Annotated in this window: 12 protein-coding genes and 3 tRNA genes; 4 read left to right on the forward strand and 11 right to left on the reverse strand. The window is 57.1% G+C overall.

What is annotated here, in order from left to right:
- The first annotated feature begins 35 nt into the window (after window positions 1-35).
- From C3Z11_RS09055 to C3Z11_RS09065, 3 genes are all read left to right on the forward strand, one after another.
- Window positions 36-512: a LexA family protein gene (locus C3Z11_RS09055; protein WP_106477585.1), complete on the forward strand. Its 477-nt coding sequence runs from the start codon at window positions 36-38 to the stop codon at window positions 510-512.
- The gene (locus C3Z11_RS09060; RefSeq protein WP_106477586.1) at window positions 512-1144 is read left to right on the forward strand and encodes an IMPACT family protein; all 633 of its coding nucleotides are present in this window, start codon (window positions 512-514) and stop codon (window positions 1142-1144) included. Before C3Z11_RS09055 ends, C3Z11_RS09060 begins: the two co-directional genes overlap by 1 nt.
- Before the next feature lie 139 nt (window positions 1145-1283).
- Window positions 1284-2918, forward strand: coding sequence for a gamma-glutamyltransferase family protein (locus tag C3Z11_RS09065; protein WP_106477785.1), 1635 nt, complete (start codon window positions 1284-1286; stop codon window positions 2916-2918).
- An 80-nt stretch (window positions 2919-2998) separates the two neighbouring features.
- On the opposite strand, the gene C3Z11_RS09070 is transcribed toward C3Z11_RS09065, so the two are convergent.
- The 6 genes from C3Z11_RS09070 to C3Z11_RS09095 all read right to left on the reverse strand — a co-directional run bounded on the left by C3Z11_RS09070 (window position 2999) and on the right by C3Z11_RS09095 (window position 9428).
- On the reverse strand, window positions 2999-3898 hold the full coding sequence (locus tag C3Z11_RS09070) for an ABC transporter permease (RefSeq protein WP_262927313.1): 900 nt from the start codon (window positions 3896-3898) through the stop codon (window positions 2999-3001).
- Between the two features lie 10 nt (window positions 3899-3908).
- On the reverse strand, window positions 3909-4850 hold the full coding sequence (locus tag C3Z11_RS09075; RefSeq protein ID WP_106477587.1) for an ABC transporter permease: 942 nt from the start codon (window positions 4848-4850) through the stop codon (window positions 3909-3911).
- A gap of 103 nt (window positions 4851-4953) precedes the next feature.
- Window positions 4954-6471 carry an ABC transporter substrate-binding protein gene (locus tag C3Z11_RS09080; RefSeq protein WP_106477588.1) on the reverse strand — a complete coding sequence of 506 codons (1518 nt, stop codon included), beginning with the start codon at window positions 6469-6471 and terminating at the stop codon, window positions 4954-4956.
- An 85-nt stretch (window positions 6472-6556) separates the two neighbouring features.
- Window positions 6557-7687 carry an ABC transporter ATP-binding protein gene (locus tag C3Z11_RS09085; RefSeq protein ID WP_106477787.1) on the reverse strand — a complete coding sequence of 377 codons (1131 nt, stop codon included), beginning with the start codon at window positions 7685-7687 and terminating at the stop codon, window positions 6557-6559.
- Window positions 7684-8760, reverse strand: a complete 1077-nt coding sequence (locus C3Z11_RS09090) for an ABC transporter ATP-binding protein (RefSeq protein WP_106477589.1) — start codon at window positions 8758-8760, stop codon at window positions 7684-7686. The genes C3Z11_RS09085 and C3Z11_RS09090 overlap by 4 nt, the downstream gene beginning before the upstream one ends.
- Window positions 8760-9428: a GntR family transcriptional regulator gene (locus C3Z11_RS09095; protein WP_106477590.1), complete on the reverse strand. Its 669-nt coding sequence runs from the start codon at window positions 9426-9428 to the stop codon at window positions 8760-8762. The genes C3Z11_RS09090 and C3Z11_RS09095 overlap by 1 nt, the downstream gene beginning before the upstream one ends.
- Window positions 9429-9749: 321 nt before the next feature.
- Here C3Z11_RS09095 and C3Z11_RS09100 point away from each other — a divergent pair, with 321 nt between their 5' ends.
- Entirely contained in the window at window positions 9750-10700 is a 951-nt protein-coding gene (locus C3Z11_RS09100; protein WP_106477591.1) for a tRNA dihydrouridine synthase, read from the forward strand.
- A gap of 119 nt (window positions 10701-10819) precedes the next feature.
- On the opposite strand, the gene C3Z11_RS09105 is transcribed toward C3Z11_RS09100, so the two are convergent.
- From C3Z11_RS09105 to C3Z11_RS09125, 5 genes are all read right to left on the reverse strand, one after another.
- Window positions 10820-10896 (reverse strand) — tRNA-Arg (locus C3Z11_RS09105).
- Window positions 10897-10940: 44 nt separating this feature from the next.
- Window positions 10941-11017: transfer RNA gene (locus C3Z11_RS09110), tRNA-Arg, on the reverse strand.
- A 37-nt stretch (window positions 11018-11054) separates the two neighbouring features.
- Window positions 11055-11147, reverse strand: a tRNA-Ser gene (locus C3Z11_RS09115).
- A gap of 125 nt (window positions 11148-11272) precedes the next feature.
- The gene (gene csrA / locus C3Z11_RS09120; RefSeq protein ID WP_106477592.1) at window positions 11273-11470 is read right to left on the reverse strand and encodes a carbon storage regulator CsrA; all 198 of its coding nucleotides are present in this window, start codon (window positions 11468-11470) and stop codon (window positions 11273-11275) included.
- Window positions 11471-11665: 195 nt separating this feature from the next.
- The gene (locus tag C3Z11_RS09125) at window positions 11666-12916 is read right to left on the reverse strand and encodes an aspartate kinase (protein WP_106477593.1); all 1251 of its coding nucleotides are present in this window, start codon (window positions 12914-12916) and stop codon (window positions 11666-11668) included.
- Window positions 12917-12944 lie beyond the last annotated feature (28 nt).

Raw genomic sequence — 12944 nt, forward strand, 5'->3', positions numbered from 1 at the left:
TATGATGGCCTTTGACGTCCAAAAGGAAGAGTGTCATGTCGACCGCTGAGCCTCGCTTTCTGCACCGCCTGCCCAACATTCCGCTCAATGACAACGCCTGGGAAGAGATCGACGCCGACGAACTGGTCGACGTACCCCTGCTCGGTATTGTCTCCGCCGGTCTGCCGATGGAGGCGTGTCTCGACAATGAAACCGTTCGCATTCCTTCGCGCATGGTGCGGCGCAACACCTATGCTCTCCGGGTCCGCGGCGACTCGATGATTGACTGCAACATTCGAGACGGCGACATCATCATCATCGAGCGTTTCGAAAGCGCCGAGAATGGCGAGACAGCCGTGGTGCTGATCAATAATCAGGAAGTCACGCTTAAAAAGCTCTACATCGAAAAATCCGGCGTGCGGCTGCAGCCGGCCAACGAGTCGATGCCGCCTATCTATCTTAAAAACGATGATATCCAGGTGCTCGGCCTGGTAATGGGAGTAGCACGCCGACCATCAGACCAGGCCGCTTGATGGCCTACCCTATTCCAGATCTGCCAGAAAATGCGCTGCATGTCGCTGAGTTCGAAGTCCAGAAAAGCCGCTTCATTACCTGGATAGCCCATGCGCCGGATATAGATGCGGCGCATTGCCTTGTCGGCCGTGCCCGATCGGCGTATTCCGATGCACGCCATCACTGCTCGGCCTTTATTGCTGGCCCTCCAGGCGAGCAGAATGCCATCGGCTTTTCCGATGATGGTGAGCCAGGCGGTACCGCCGGGCGCCCCATGTTCCAGGTGCTAGATGGCAGTGGTCTTGGTCAGATCGCCTGCGTAGTGATCCGCTACTTCGGCGGCATCAAACTCGGTACCGGCGGGCTGGCCCGCGCCTATTCGAAAGCCGTTCTGCTGGGTCTGGAACAGTTACCGACCGTGACGTTCGTGCCGCGCCAACTGATCCAGCTCAAGGTTGATTTTGCCGGTGAGCGCGACGCGCGCAGCTGGCTCGAAGCACAAGTCGCCACCATTGAAAACGTCTGCTACGGTGCGGATGGCGTGATACTCAGCGTGGCCTGGCCGACCGATATGGCGCATGACTTCAGTGAACTTGAAATACGCCTCAAGGGACAACTGACGCTTGTCGACAATGGCTCATCCCAGGCTTGACGTTATCTCATCGCCGACAGCATATTAGCCGTTGGCTGTTATCAATATTGATAACGTAATGTGTATCAGCAACAAGAAAAAACTCGAACGCTTCACTGATCATCCACGCAACAACAACATAATTGTGTCTGGAGACACCATGCTTACCCCTTTCTCTCAACAAAACCCCTATCCTTCCCAACGCAGCGTCACCTATTCAAAAAATGGCATGGTGGCCGCCTCGCAGCCGTTTGCCGCCCAGGCAGGCCGCGACATTCTGGCGCGCGGCGGCAATGCCATTGATGCTGCTATCGCGACCGCAGCGGCGCTGACCGTGGTTGAGCCCACGGCCAACGGCATCGGCGGTGACGCCTTCGCGCTGGTCTGGATCAAGGATAAACAGTCGGGACAGGGCAAGCTTCACGGACTCAACGCCAGTGGCGTGGCACCTGCAGCACTAACGCTGGATGCCGTCAAGGCGGCAGGTCATCAGGAAATGCCGCTCTACGGCTGGACCCCCGTTACGGTGCCTGGTGCGCCTTCCGCCTGGGCCGAACTCTCCAGCCGTTTTGGCAAACTCGACTTCGCCGAAGTACTGGCACCGGCGATCAAGCTGGCCCGTGAAGGGTTCCCAGTCTCGCCCGCGATCAGTGACATGTGGCAACGCGCCGAGAAGAAATTCCGTCACGAGTTCAACGAAGCCTCGACCGAGCACTGGTTCACTACCTTCACTCCGAACGGCCACGCACCGCAGCCGGGCGAGCTATACCGCTGCGAAGCGCAAGCACGCACGCTGGAATCGCTGGCACAAACTCGCTGTGAAAGTTTTTATCGCGGTGAGATTGCCGCCAAGATCGACGCCTTCTCGCAGCAGACCGGCGGCTACCTGCGTGCCAGTGACCTAGCGAGCCATCGTGCCGAATGGGTTGATCCGATTTCGGTCAACTACCGCGGCTATGATGTCTGGGAAATTCCGCCTAACGGTCAGGGCATGGTGGCGTTGATGGCGCTCAACATCATGAGTGATTTTGATGACATCGATGCTCGCGACAATCCTGAGGTATTACATCGTCAGATCGAGGCGATGAAGCTTGCCTACACCGATGGTCATGAATTCATTACTCACCCCGACCACATGCGGGTCTCAGCCGATGCGCTATTGCACAAGGATTACGCGGATACACGCCGCGCCCTGATCAATCACGAGGCGCTCGACCCAACGCCGGGCAAGCCCAACGCCGGCGGCACCGTCTATCTTGCTGCCGCTGATGGCGAAGGCAACATGATCTCCTACATCCAGAGCAACTATCACGGTTTCGGCTCTGGCGTGGTGGTTCCCGACACCGGCATCGCGCTGCAAAATCGTGGCCACGGTTTCAGTCTCGATGAAGACCATGTCAACGTGTTGGCGCCTGGCAAGAAAACCTTCCACACCATCATCCCGGGTTTTCTGACCAAAGGCGACGTGCCGATGGGACCCTTCGGCGTGATGGGCGGCTTCATGCAGCCTCAGGGCCACATGCAAGTGATCATGAACATGATCGACTTCGGCCTCAATCCACAGGCCGCCCTCGACGCACCGCGCTGGCAGTGGATGGGTGGCAAGAAGATTGGCATCGAGTGTGGCTACCCTGCCCATCTGGTGCGTGAAATGGCCTGCCGTGGCCACCAGATCGAGCTCGCCTTCGATTTCTCCAGCTTCGGCCGCGGTCAGATCATCATCCGTGACCCGCAGACCGGTGTACTGTGCGGCGGCACTGAGCCACGCACTGATTCAAGTATCGCCGTACTCTAGCCCGTCTCACCGATGTCTAACAATGAAAGAGAAACGCCCCGGCAAGCCGGGGCGTTTTGTATTGCCTAGTCATCAGGGCATCAGGTTTCGCGCGGGTCGAGTGCGTCGCGCAGGCCATCACCGAGAATGTTGAAGCCGAACACGACGATGAAGATCGCCACCCCCGGCGATACAGCCATCCACGGCGCCTGTGTGATGAAGTTCTTGGCCGTGTCGAGCATCGAGCCCCAACTCGGCGCCGGCGGCTGCTGGCCCAGCCCCAGAAATGACAGACTCGCCTCGGCAATGATCGCCGTGGCAATGGTCAGCGTTGCCTGCACCAGCAGCGGCGTGAATACGTTGGGCAGAATATAACGGCTGATAATACGTAGGTCGGAAGCGCCAACCGCACGTGCACCCTCGATGTAGTCTTCTGTCTTCACCGCCATGACCTGACCTCGCGTCAGACGCGCAAACATCGGTGATGCCGCAATGCCGATCGCGATCATGGCATTGGTCAGCGACGGGCCGAGAAACGCCGAGAAGGCAATCGCCAGAATCAGAAAGGGACAGGCCAGCAGCGCTTCGATCACACGGGAAATCGTGGCATCGACAAGCCCTCCGTAGTAACCCGCCAGCAGCCCGAACGGCACACCAATGATGAAAGCGATTACTACCGACAACACACCGGCATAAAGCGATGCTCGCGCGCCGTAAAGCAGACGCGACAGCACATCGCGCCCGACATCATCGGTGCCCAGCCAGTGCGCGGCGGAAGGCGCCTGACGGATGGCCATCCAGTCATTCGCCGCTGGATCAAAGGGCGCCAGCCATGGCGAACCCAACGCGACAATCACGAATGCCAGTACCAGCGTGCCGCCCAGCAGCGCACTGGGATGGTGGCGAAAACGCCGCCAGACCCGCGCGCCAGGGCGCTCAATGGCAGCCATCGCCGGGGCAGCAACGGGAGGCTGCACCATGGGTTGTGTGGTTGCACTCATGGTCGCATCCTCATGTCCGTAACCGTGGATTGAGCAGAAAGTAGAGCAGGTCAGCAATGAAGTTCATGACGATGAAGACCGTGCCGGTAAACAGCACCACGCCCTGCACGACGGCATAATCGCGATTGAATACGGCATCGACGATAAGCTTGCCGAAGCCGGGAATCGTGAAGACCTGCTCAGTCAGTACCGCGCCGGAGAGCAGCTCGCCAAATTGCAGCGTCCCCATGGTCACCACCGGCACCAGCGCATTGCGAAAGGCGTGCTTGAGAATCACCACGCGTTCGGATAATCCCTTGGCGCGTGCCGTGCGCACATAATCAGCCTGCATCGCCTGGATCATTGCCGAACGAGTATGGCGCATCATGATCGCGGCAATCGCCGTTCCCAGCACCAGCGCCGGCATGACCATCATTTCAAGATTGCGCGACACGCTTTCCAGCGGACTGGTATATCCTGAAGCTGGCAATAGTCCCCAGCGCACCGACACCAGCAAAATCAACATGATGCCAAGCCAGAAGTTGGGAATCGATATTCCCGACAGTGCAATGACATTGGCACCGAAATCCCAGCGTGTACCCTTCTTGACCGCCGACACCAGCCCTGCCGTGACACCAATCGCCAGTGCGACCAGCATCGCCAGAATGGCGAGTTCAAGCGTGACCGGCAGTTTGGAAAGCAGAAGATCCGTGACTGCCATCTGGTTGCGCAGTGATATACCCCAGTCACCGGTGAAAACGCCGGCCAGCCAATGGCCATATTGCACGATCATCGGATCATTCAAATGATACTGCTCGCGAATCGCCTCAATAACAGCGGGATCGCGCTCTTCACCAGCAAGTGCCAGCGCGGGATCACCCGGCAGCAACAGCTGCAGCGAAAAGACCATCAATGAAATCAGCAAAAGCGTCGGCACGGCGATCAGCACGCGCCTGAAGATGAAAGCGAACATGACGCCCTACCCATGTGAACGCCGATAAAAGCGGCGCATTAACCTGTAAGTCAGCCCAACGGTATCCGGCCGCTCCTCCAGCAAGAGGAGCGGCGTTTGACCCTCAGGAACCGAGACTGACGTTCGTGAGACGAATCATGCCATCCGGATACGGCTTGAATCCCTCGACCCGCTTGGACAATCCCCAGAACCAGTTGGGATGGTAGAGATAGATGATCGGACGATCCGTGAGCAGGATGCGTTCGGCCGCTTCATAGGCTTCATGCCGCGCTGCGGTATCATTGGTCCGGCGCGCCTTGTTCAACTGCTCGTCGAGCTTGGCATTGCAGTACTCGCCATCGTTGAGCGTGCCATCGCAGGTAAGAAAGGCATAAAGATTGCCATCGGGGTCGGCACGGCCGCTCCAGTTCAACAGGCCGGCCTGAAAGTCGCCGCGGTCATAGCTGTCGAGCATGGTGGCGAACTCCGTAGCGGTCACCTTGACATCGAAGCCGGCCTGTCCAGCCATCGACTGGATGATTTGCGCCACGCGCATGACTTCGGGGCTATTGGTCGCCATCAGGTCAATACTGACGCGGTCGACCCCGGCCTCCTTCAGCAGGGCCTTGGCGCGCTCGACGTCACGCACAGGTGACTTCAGGCTGTGGGCATGAAACGGGCTCTGGGTCGAAATCGGCTGGTTATCAGGAGTGAACTCACCATCATAGGCGACCTGATTGATGATATTCCGATCGATAGAGAGCTCGAACGCCTCGCGCACACGCGGGTCGCTGCCGAGCGGATTATCCGCTCTCGGACCATGGTCGGTATTGATGGTAATGCCGCTATAGCCGAGGCTGACGGCTGATTCGAGCTTGAGACTGCTGTCGTCCCGAATCTGCTTGAGATCGGACGTCGCGGCGCGGTCGATGATATCGAGCTGCCCGGACTGCAGATTCGCCAGGCGCACGGTAGCATCGGGGATCGGCCGATAGATGACTCGGTCGAGGTGAATCGCGTCCTTGTTCCAGTAACCGGCATATTTTTCCAGCGTGATCTTGTCCTGAGCGACCCGATCGACAAACTTGAACGGCCCGGAACAGACCGGATTGCGCGAGAAGTTTTCACCCTCTTCCTCCGCCGCCTTGGGAGAAATCATCATTCCGGCACGATCGGAGAGCGCCGCCAGCAGCGGCGCGAACGGCTGTTTCAGATGCAACTTGACGGTGTGGCCGTCAACAACCTCGACATGATCGACCGCACTAATCTCGTTTCTGCGGTTCGAGCCCGGCAGGTTGAGTGAACGCTCGATGTTGTACTTGACCGCCTCAGCGTTGAACGGTGTGCCATCATGGAAGGTCACGCCATCTCGCAGTGTCATGGTCAACACGGTTTGATCGTCATTCCATGACCACTCAGTAGCAAGCTGCGGCACGATATTGAGCTTATCATCAAGATCGACAAGCTTGTCGCACATGCCCGTGAATACGATGCGCCCCACATAGGAACGCGCCCGGTCAGGATCGAGCTGATCAGGATCTTCAGCCAAGCCGATAGTCAGCGTCTGCGCACTTGCGGCATGCGCGAACAGCGTCGTGGCACTGAGCAGCGCCAACGCACTGCCTTTCCAGAAACGTCTCATGATAGTTACCTTTGTCATTGTCGTTGTTATTACTTAGTGGCTAGTAGTGAAGCACTTGTCGTTATATCGCTACATCATTATTGGTTCAGGCAACGGGCTGCGTTGCAGTCTTCTCTTCAAGCGCCTGCAGGCGCGCCTGAAAAAGTTTGGCACGCAGACGATAGCGCTCGGATTCCTGAGCTACAGCTGTTGTCATTGGCGCGCCCATGTCAGCCTCTTTCCAGTAGTGACAGGCCACCCGCTGTGGCTCGCCATTCACTCCTTCGCCCGTCTCCAGTAGTGCCGGCGTATCGCTATGGCAGCGCTCGCGTGCCAGCGGGCAACGCGTTGCGAATTTGCATCCCGGCGCGGCCGACAATGGGCTGGGCGCATCGCCTTCGAGTAAGCGGCGTTCAGGACGAACATGCGGATCGGGCAGCGGTACTGCCTCGATCAACGCACGGGTATAGGGGTGGCGCGGGCGGCTGAAGAGCGTACGGGTATCGGCCAGCTCGACCAGCTCACCGAGATACATCACGCCGACCCGGTCAGCCATATGACGCACCACCGCCAAATCGTGCGCGATCATCACCAGTGTCAGACCCAACTGTGCCTTGAGATCGCCGAGCAGGTTGATGATCTGCGCTTGTACCGACACATCAAGCGCGGAGACCGGCTCATCGCCCACCACCAGTTCCGGGCCACAGGCCAGCGCCCGGGCGATGCCGATCCGCTGGCGCTGCCCGCCCGAAAATTCATGCGGATAACGTTCGGCATGGGCGCTGCGCAGCCCGACCATCGCCAGCAGTTGAGCGACACGTTCACGACGCTTCTCGCGTGGCCAGCCATTGATACGCAGCGGCTCATCCAGCACGTCACCCACCGTCATGCGTGGATTGAGCGAGGCGAATGGGTCCTGAAAGATCAGCTGCATCCGCGCCCGATAGGGACGTAGCTTGCGGGGTGAGAGCTTGGAGATGTCGTCATCATCGAATACGATCCGCCCCGCGGTCGGCTCGATCAGGCGCAGCATCAGGCGCGCCAGCGTTGACTTGCCACAGCCCGATTCGCCGACCAGTGCCAGCGTTTCGCCGCGCCTGACGTCAAGACTGACATCGTTGACGGCGCGTAGCATGGCGCTGGGCCGACCAAACGCATCGCGCCCTACCGGATAATGCTTGCTGATGCCGCGAATACGCACCAGTGGATCGGTCTTGAGCGTTGTTCTGTCCGTCATGCCATCACCTCGCGGCTTTCGCTGCATTCTTCACAGTGCTCGATAGGGGCTTTCCAGCAGGCGACAACATGCTCTTTGTCGTTGCCAACCGCCGCGAGCGGCGGCACCTCTTCGCGACAGTGTTGATCGGCGAACGGACAGCGTGTCGAAAAACGACAGCCGCGTGGCATTTCAGCCGGCGTCGGAACCGAGCCGGGAATGGTAGACAGTCGAGTCAAGGTGTCATCCAGCCGCGGGATCGAACTCAACAGGCCAATGGTGTAAGGGTGAAGAGGATCATCAAAAAGCGCAGTCACGCTGCCCCGCTCCACAATCCGACCGGCATACATGACAGCCACATCATCACCGACCTCGGCAACCACACCGAGATCATGAGTAATCATTAGTACGGCGGTGCCGCTATCGTGCTGCAGACGTCGGATCAGTTGCAGTATCTGGGCCTGGATAGTGACATCGAGGGCCGTGGTGGGCTCATCGGCGATCAGGAGCCCCGGATCATTGGCCAGGGCCATCGCAATCATCACGCGTTGACGCATCCCTCCGGAGAGCTGGTGAGGATACTCCCCCATGCGCTGCTCGGCGGCAGGAATGCGCACGCGCTTCAGCATCTCGATGGCATGCTCACGCGCCGCGGCTCCCTCCAGATCACTATGTTGACGAATGCCTTCGATGAGCTGATTGCCGATCGTGAATGCAGGATTCAGACTGGTCATCGGCTCCTGAAAAATCATCGCCATCGCATCACCGCGCAAGCGTCGTAGTGCGTGGCGATCAAGGCCGATCAATTCATGCTGGTTGAGCCTGGCGCTACCGCCGAGAATTTCAGCGTTCTCGGCAAGAAGCCCCATGATCGAGAGCGCAGTAACGCTCTTGCCGCAGCCAGACTCTCCCACCAGACAGAGGGTTCTGCCACGTCTTAACGTGAAGTCGACACCATCAAGAATGGAGAAACGCCCCTTGTCGGTACGAAAGCCTACCTTCAGCCCCTCGACTGTCAGGACATTGTCATTCATCGCATCACTACGCTTGGTTCTTGCGGGTGCTTGGTCGTGTTGTGCAAGGATAATTGTCATTATTGTGACCTCATGCCCGCCAGGCCATTTTCCCAGACGGTGCGGATATGGGCATCGATCACCCGCAAGGCCTCTTTCTCATCACCTTGCACCAGGGTGTCGACGATATCGTAATGGCGATCAATAGAGACAAGCATGGCATCAAGACGTGCCTGACCGCTTTCGAGACGACGGGTTTCAACGAAAGACAGCCGATGCATATGGAGCATGCAACGGCTCAGCATTGGCACCATGACGGGTAATCTGGCGTGCTGAAAGATGAGCAGATGGAAGTCGTGGTCGTACTCCATCGTCGCGTAGTAATCCTCCTGACGAGCACTGGCCTTCATACGCTCGATCAGCGTATGCAGGTCGGTAACCAGCGGGGGCTTCACCTGCGCGAGCGCTCGAACGATCCCTACGCTTTCCAGGCGTAGACGCAAGGCAAGCAGTTCTTCGGCTTCGTCGAGTTCAATGGAGGAGATGCGAGTGCCGCGGTAACCGTCACGAATGACCAGTCCTTCCTCGGCAAGCGACATCAGGGCTTCACGAATGGTGCCCTGGCTCGCTTCGAATTCGTTGGCCAGTGCAATTTCAAGCAGGCAATCGCCGGGTGGCCGTAAGCCAAGCACGATATCCTGACGCAGTGCACGATAGACATGCGCCGCTTTACGCTTCGAATGATGCATATCAAGTGTCCTGGACGTATTACTTTACCGGTTATTGCTCTTTTTTTTCGGCAGCGCATCGGTCCGTTTATTTGGTGTTATTGCATTATCAATAACGATAATGCGCAGACGATGCAACTCTTTTGAATCGGCACTCGCTCAAAAGTTTTCGATGTCTAGTCGACAAAAGGCTTAGCATGATGGCTGCGGATGTTTATCATCACATTCCTCTGCGCCATCCGGTGCCCTACTTTGCAGTACGACTATTGCTTATCCATGCCTATTGCTTCTTCACCAACCGCTTTATCGAATATATCTCCCGGTCGTATTGGTCTCGCCCCGATGGAAGGTGTCATTGATGCCACGACACGGCACTTATTGACGTCCAAGGGCGGCTTTGACTGGGTGGTGACTGAATTTGTACGTGTGGTCGATGCACGCCTACCGGCCAAAGTATTTCTACGCACCTGTCCGGAGCTTGCCCAAGGCGCCCAGACCCCTGACGGCATACCGGTGCATTTGCAGCTTTTGGGCTCGGTCCCTGAAGTACTTGGAGAGAATGCTCTGCAGGCGGTAGCGTGCGGCGCGATCAGCATCGATATCAATTTCGGCTGCCCGGCCAAACTGGTCAATCGTCATGATGGCGGCGCTTCGCTGCTGCGCGATCCTCGGCGCGTCTATTCCGCAGTCAACGGGGTCACATTGGCACTGCGTAGTAGCGGCATCCCCGTCACCGCCAAGATTCGCCTTGGTTTTGCTGACAAGCGCCTTGCGCTGGCCTGTGCGTTGGCAGCGGAGGAAGGCGGCGCGACTCAGCTTGTCGTCCACGCGCGCACCCGCCAGGAAGGCTACAAGCCTCCAGCACACTGGGAATGGATCGCGCGCATTCAGCAACAGCTCAGCATCCCGGTCGTGGCTAACGGCGATATCTGGACGCTTGAAGACTATTGGAAGGCCCGCACGCTATCGGGATGCAAGGATGTCATGATCGGCCGTGGCGCCCTCGCCGACCCGTGGCTGGCCGCGCGAATTCGCCACTGGCAGACAAGCGGAGAGCGTCTACCCGCCACGACCTGGAAGGCGCGCGCTGAAGTATTGCTCGAATATGCCACGCTGATCGATACGGCACTGCCCGACAAGGTCACACTGTCGCTGCTGAAGCAGTGGCTCAATATCATGCGTCAGCATGATCCGGCGGCAGCAAGCCACTTCACTACTCTCAAGCGGATTAAAACGTTAACAGAGTTTCTCTACGCGCTACGAGGATCATGCGAAACGGACACAGCGATTTAACGTATTGCGCCACCGCATTAGCGTGGCGCTGCTATCAACAGGCAGGTACGTAGGCTAGTGACTGGACGAAGAGCCTGAAACGAAGAAACCCCGCTCACATGGAGCAGGGTTTCGTAATCTGGCGCGCTCGGGAGGATTCGAACCTCCGACCACCTGATTCGTAGTCAGGTACTCTATCCAGCTGAGCTACGAGCGCAATACAGTATGTACAACATTATTTCTTCACAGCTTATTCAAAAGTGGCGCGCCCGGGAGGATTCGAACCTCCGACCCCCTGATTCGTAGTCAGGTACTCTATCCAGCTGAGCTACGGGCGCGTACTTTCAAACATCTTCGCCTTTCAGCGAAACCGATTGGCGGAGAGGGAGGGATTCGAACCCTCGATAGGGCTATAAACCCTATACTCCCTTAGCAGGGGAGCGCCTTCAGCCACTCGGCCACCTCTCCCTCATCGGCACGGCGCGCATGTTATCGAGTCTGAAAGGAGTTGTCCAGCCCAACACCACAATTTTTAGCTTTTAGATCAAACCCATCTGATGCAAAACCGGCTACAACCACCAGCAGAAGCGGCTTTACACCAATTCACTATCGTTTTCTGCATCGGTCTTTTCACGCTGGATGCGCTGATAAATTTCTTCGCGATGCACTGCCACATCCTTGGGCGCGTTAACGCCAATGCGGACCTGATTACCTTTTACACCTAATACCGTAACGGTGATTTCATCACCTATCATGAGCGTTTCGCCAACGCGGCGAGTGAGGATGAGCATTGTGATCTCCTTTTCAGTTGTAACTTCCCACGGGAGCGCGCCGCAGTTTTACGTAAAGCGTGCATTATGCTTCATGGCGAACCGTTGGGCCAACTTGAGAACTATTAAGTTGACATCAGCTCTGTCTACGCAACGCTGGGAGCGCTTCACCGCTTCGGCGCCGTAATCCTTACGAACGCCGAAACGTTACCCGCATCATCCTTCCTGCTGCACATCATCCTTATCGAGCCCAAAAGCGGTATGCAAGGCCCGAACGGCTAATTCCATGAACTTCTCGTCAATAACGACCGAAATCTTGATTTCTGATGTCGATACCATCCGAATGTTGATACCTTCATCGGCTAAAACCCGAAACATTTTAGTCGCCACACCTGCATGAGAGCGCATGCCGACACCTACCAGAGACACCTTGGCAATCTGGTCATCGCCCTTGATCTCGCCACTGCCCAGCTCAGGGATGACCTGTTCTTCAAGAATCTTGCGGGTCTTCTTGTAGTCACCCTTGGCGACAGTAAAAGTAAAATCAGTACGGTCACCAACAGGCGCAACGTTCTGCACGATCATGTCGACTTCGATATTGGCATCCGAAATCGGCCCTAGAATCTTTGACGCAACGCCAGGTATATCCGGCGTATTAAGTACTGTCAGTTTAGCTTCATTAGTATTAAACGCGATGCCCGAGATCAGCGGCTCTTCCATATGAGTATCTACCTCTTCCTCTGCGACAATCAGGGTACCCGGGCCATCCTCAAAAGAAGAAAGCACACGAAGTGGAACATTATACTTACCCGCGAACTCTACGGAGCGTATCTGTAATACCTTGGAACCGAGGCTCGCCATTTCGAGCATTTCTTCAACCGTCACGGTCTTGAGACGACGCGCACGCGAACAGACACGTGGGTCAGTGGTATAGACGCCGTCAACATCGGTATAAATCTGACATTCATCGGCATTGAGCGCCGCAGCCAACGCAACCGCCGTCGTATCCGAGCCGCCCCGGCCAAGCGTAGTGATGTTGCCTTCTTCATCAACACCCTGGAAACCCGCCACTACAATGACTTGGCCATCAGCGAGATCAGCCCGCACTTCATCTGTTTCGATGCGCTGGATACGTGCCTTGGTATGCGCGCTATCAGTGTGAATACCTACCTGAGCGCCCGTGTAGGACGTTGCATTCACACCGAGCTTTTGTAATGCCATGGCAAGCAGCGAAATCGTCACCTGCTCACCTGTCGAAACCAGCATATCCATTTCACGCGGAGTGGGATCATCATTGATTTCACTGGCCAAACCGATCAGGCGATTAGTCTCGCCGCTCATGGCTGAGACAACGACAACGATCTGATGACCTTGGTCCCGATATCCCTTCACTTTCTCGGCAACGGCCTTGATGCGCTCAACCGAGCCCACCGACGTCCCGCCGAACTTTTGTACGTATAGCGCCATAAATGTCCCTATCGTAAAATGTATCCGC

This window comes from Phytohalomonas tamaricis (genome assembly GCF_003012345.1).
In the GTDB taxonomy this organism is placed as follows: Bacteria; Pseudomonadota; Gammaproteobacteria; order Pseudomonadales; family Halomonadaceae; genus Phytohalomonas; species Phytohalomonas tamaricis.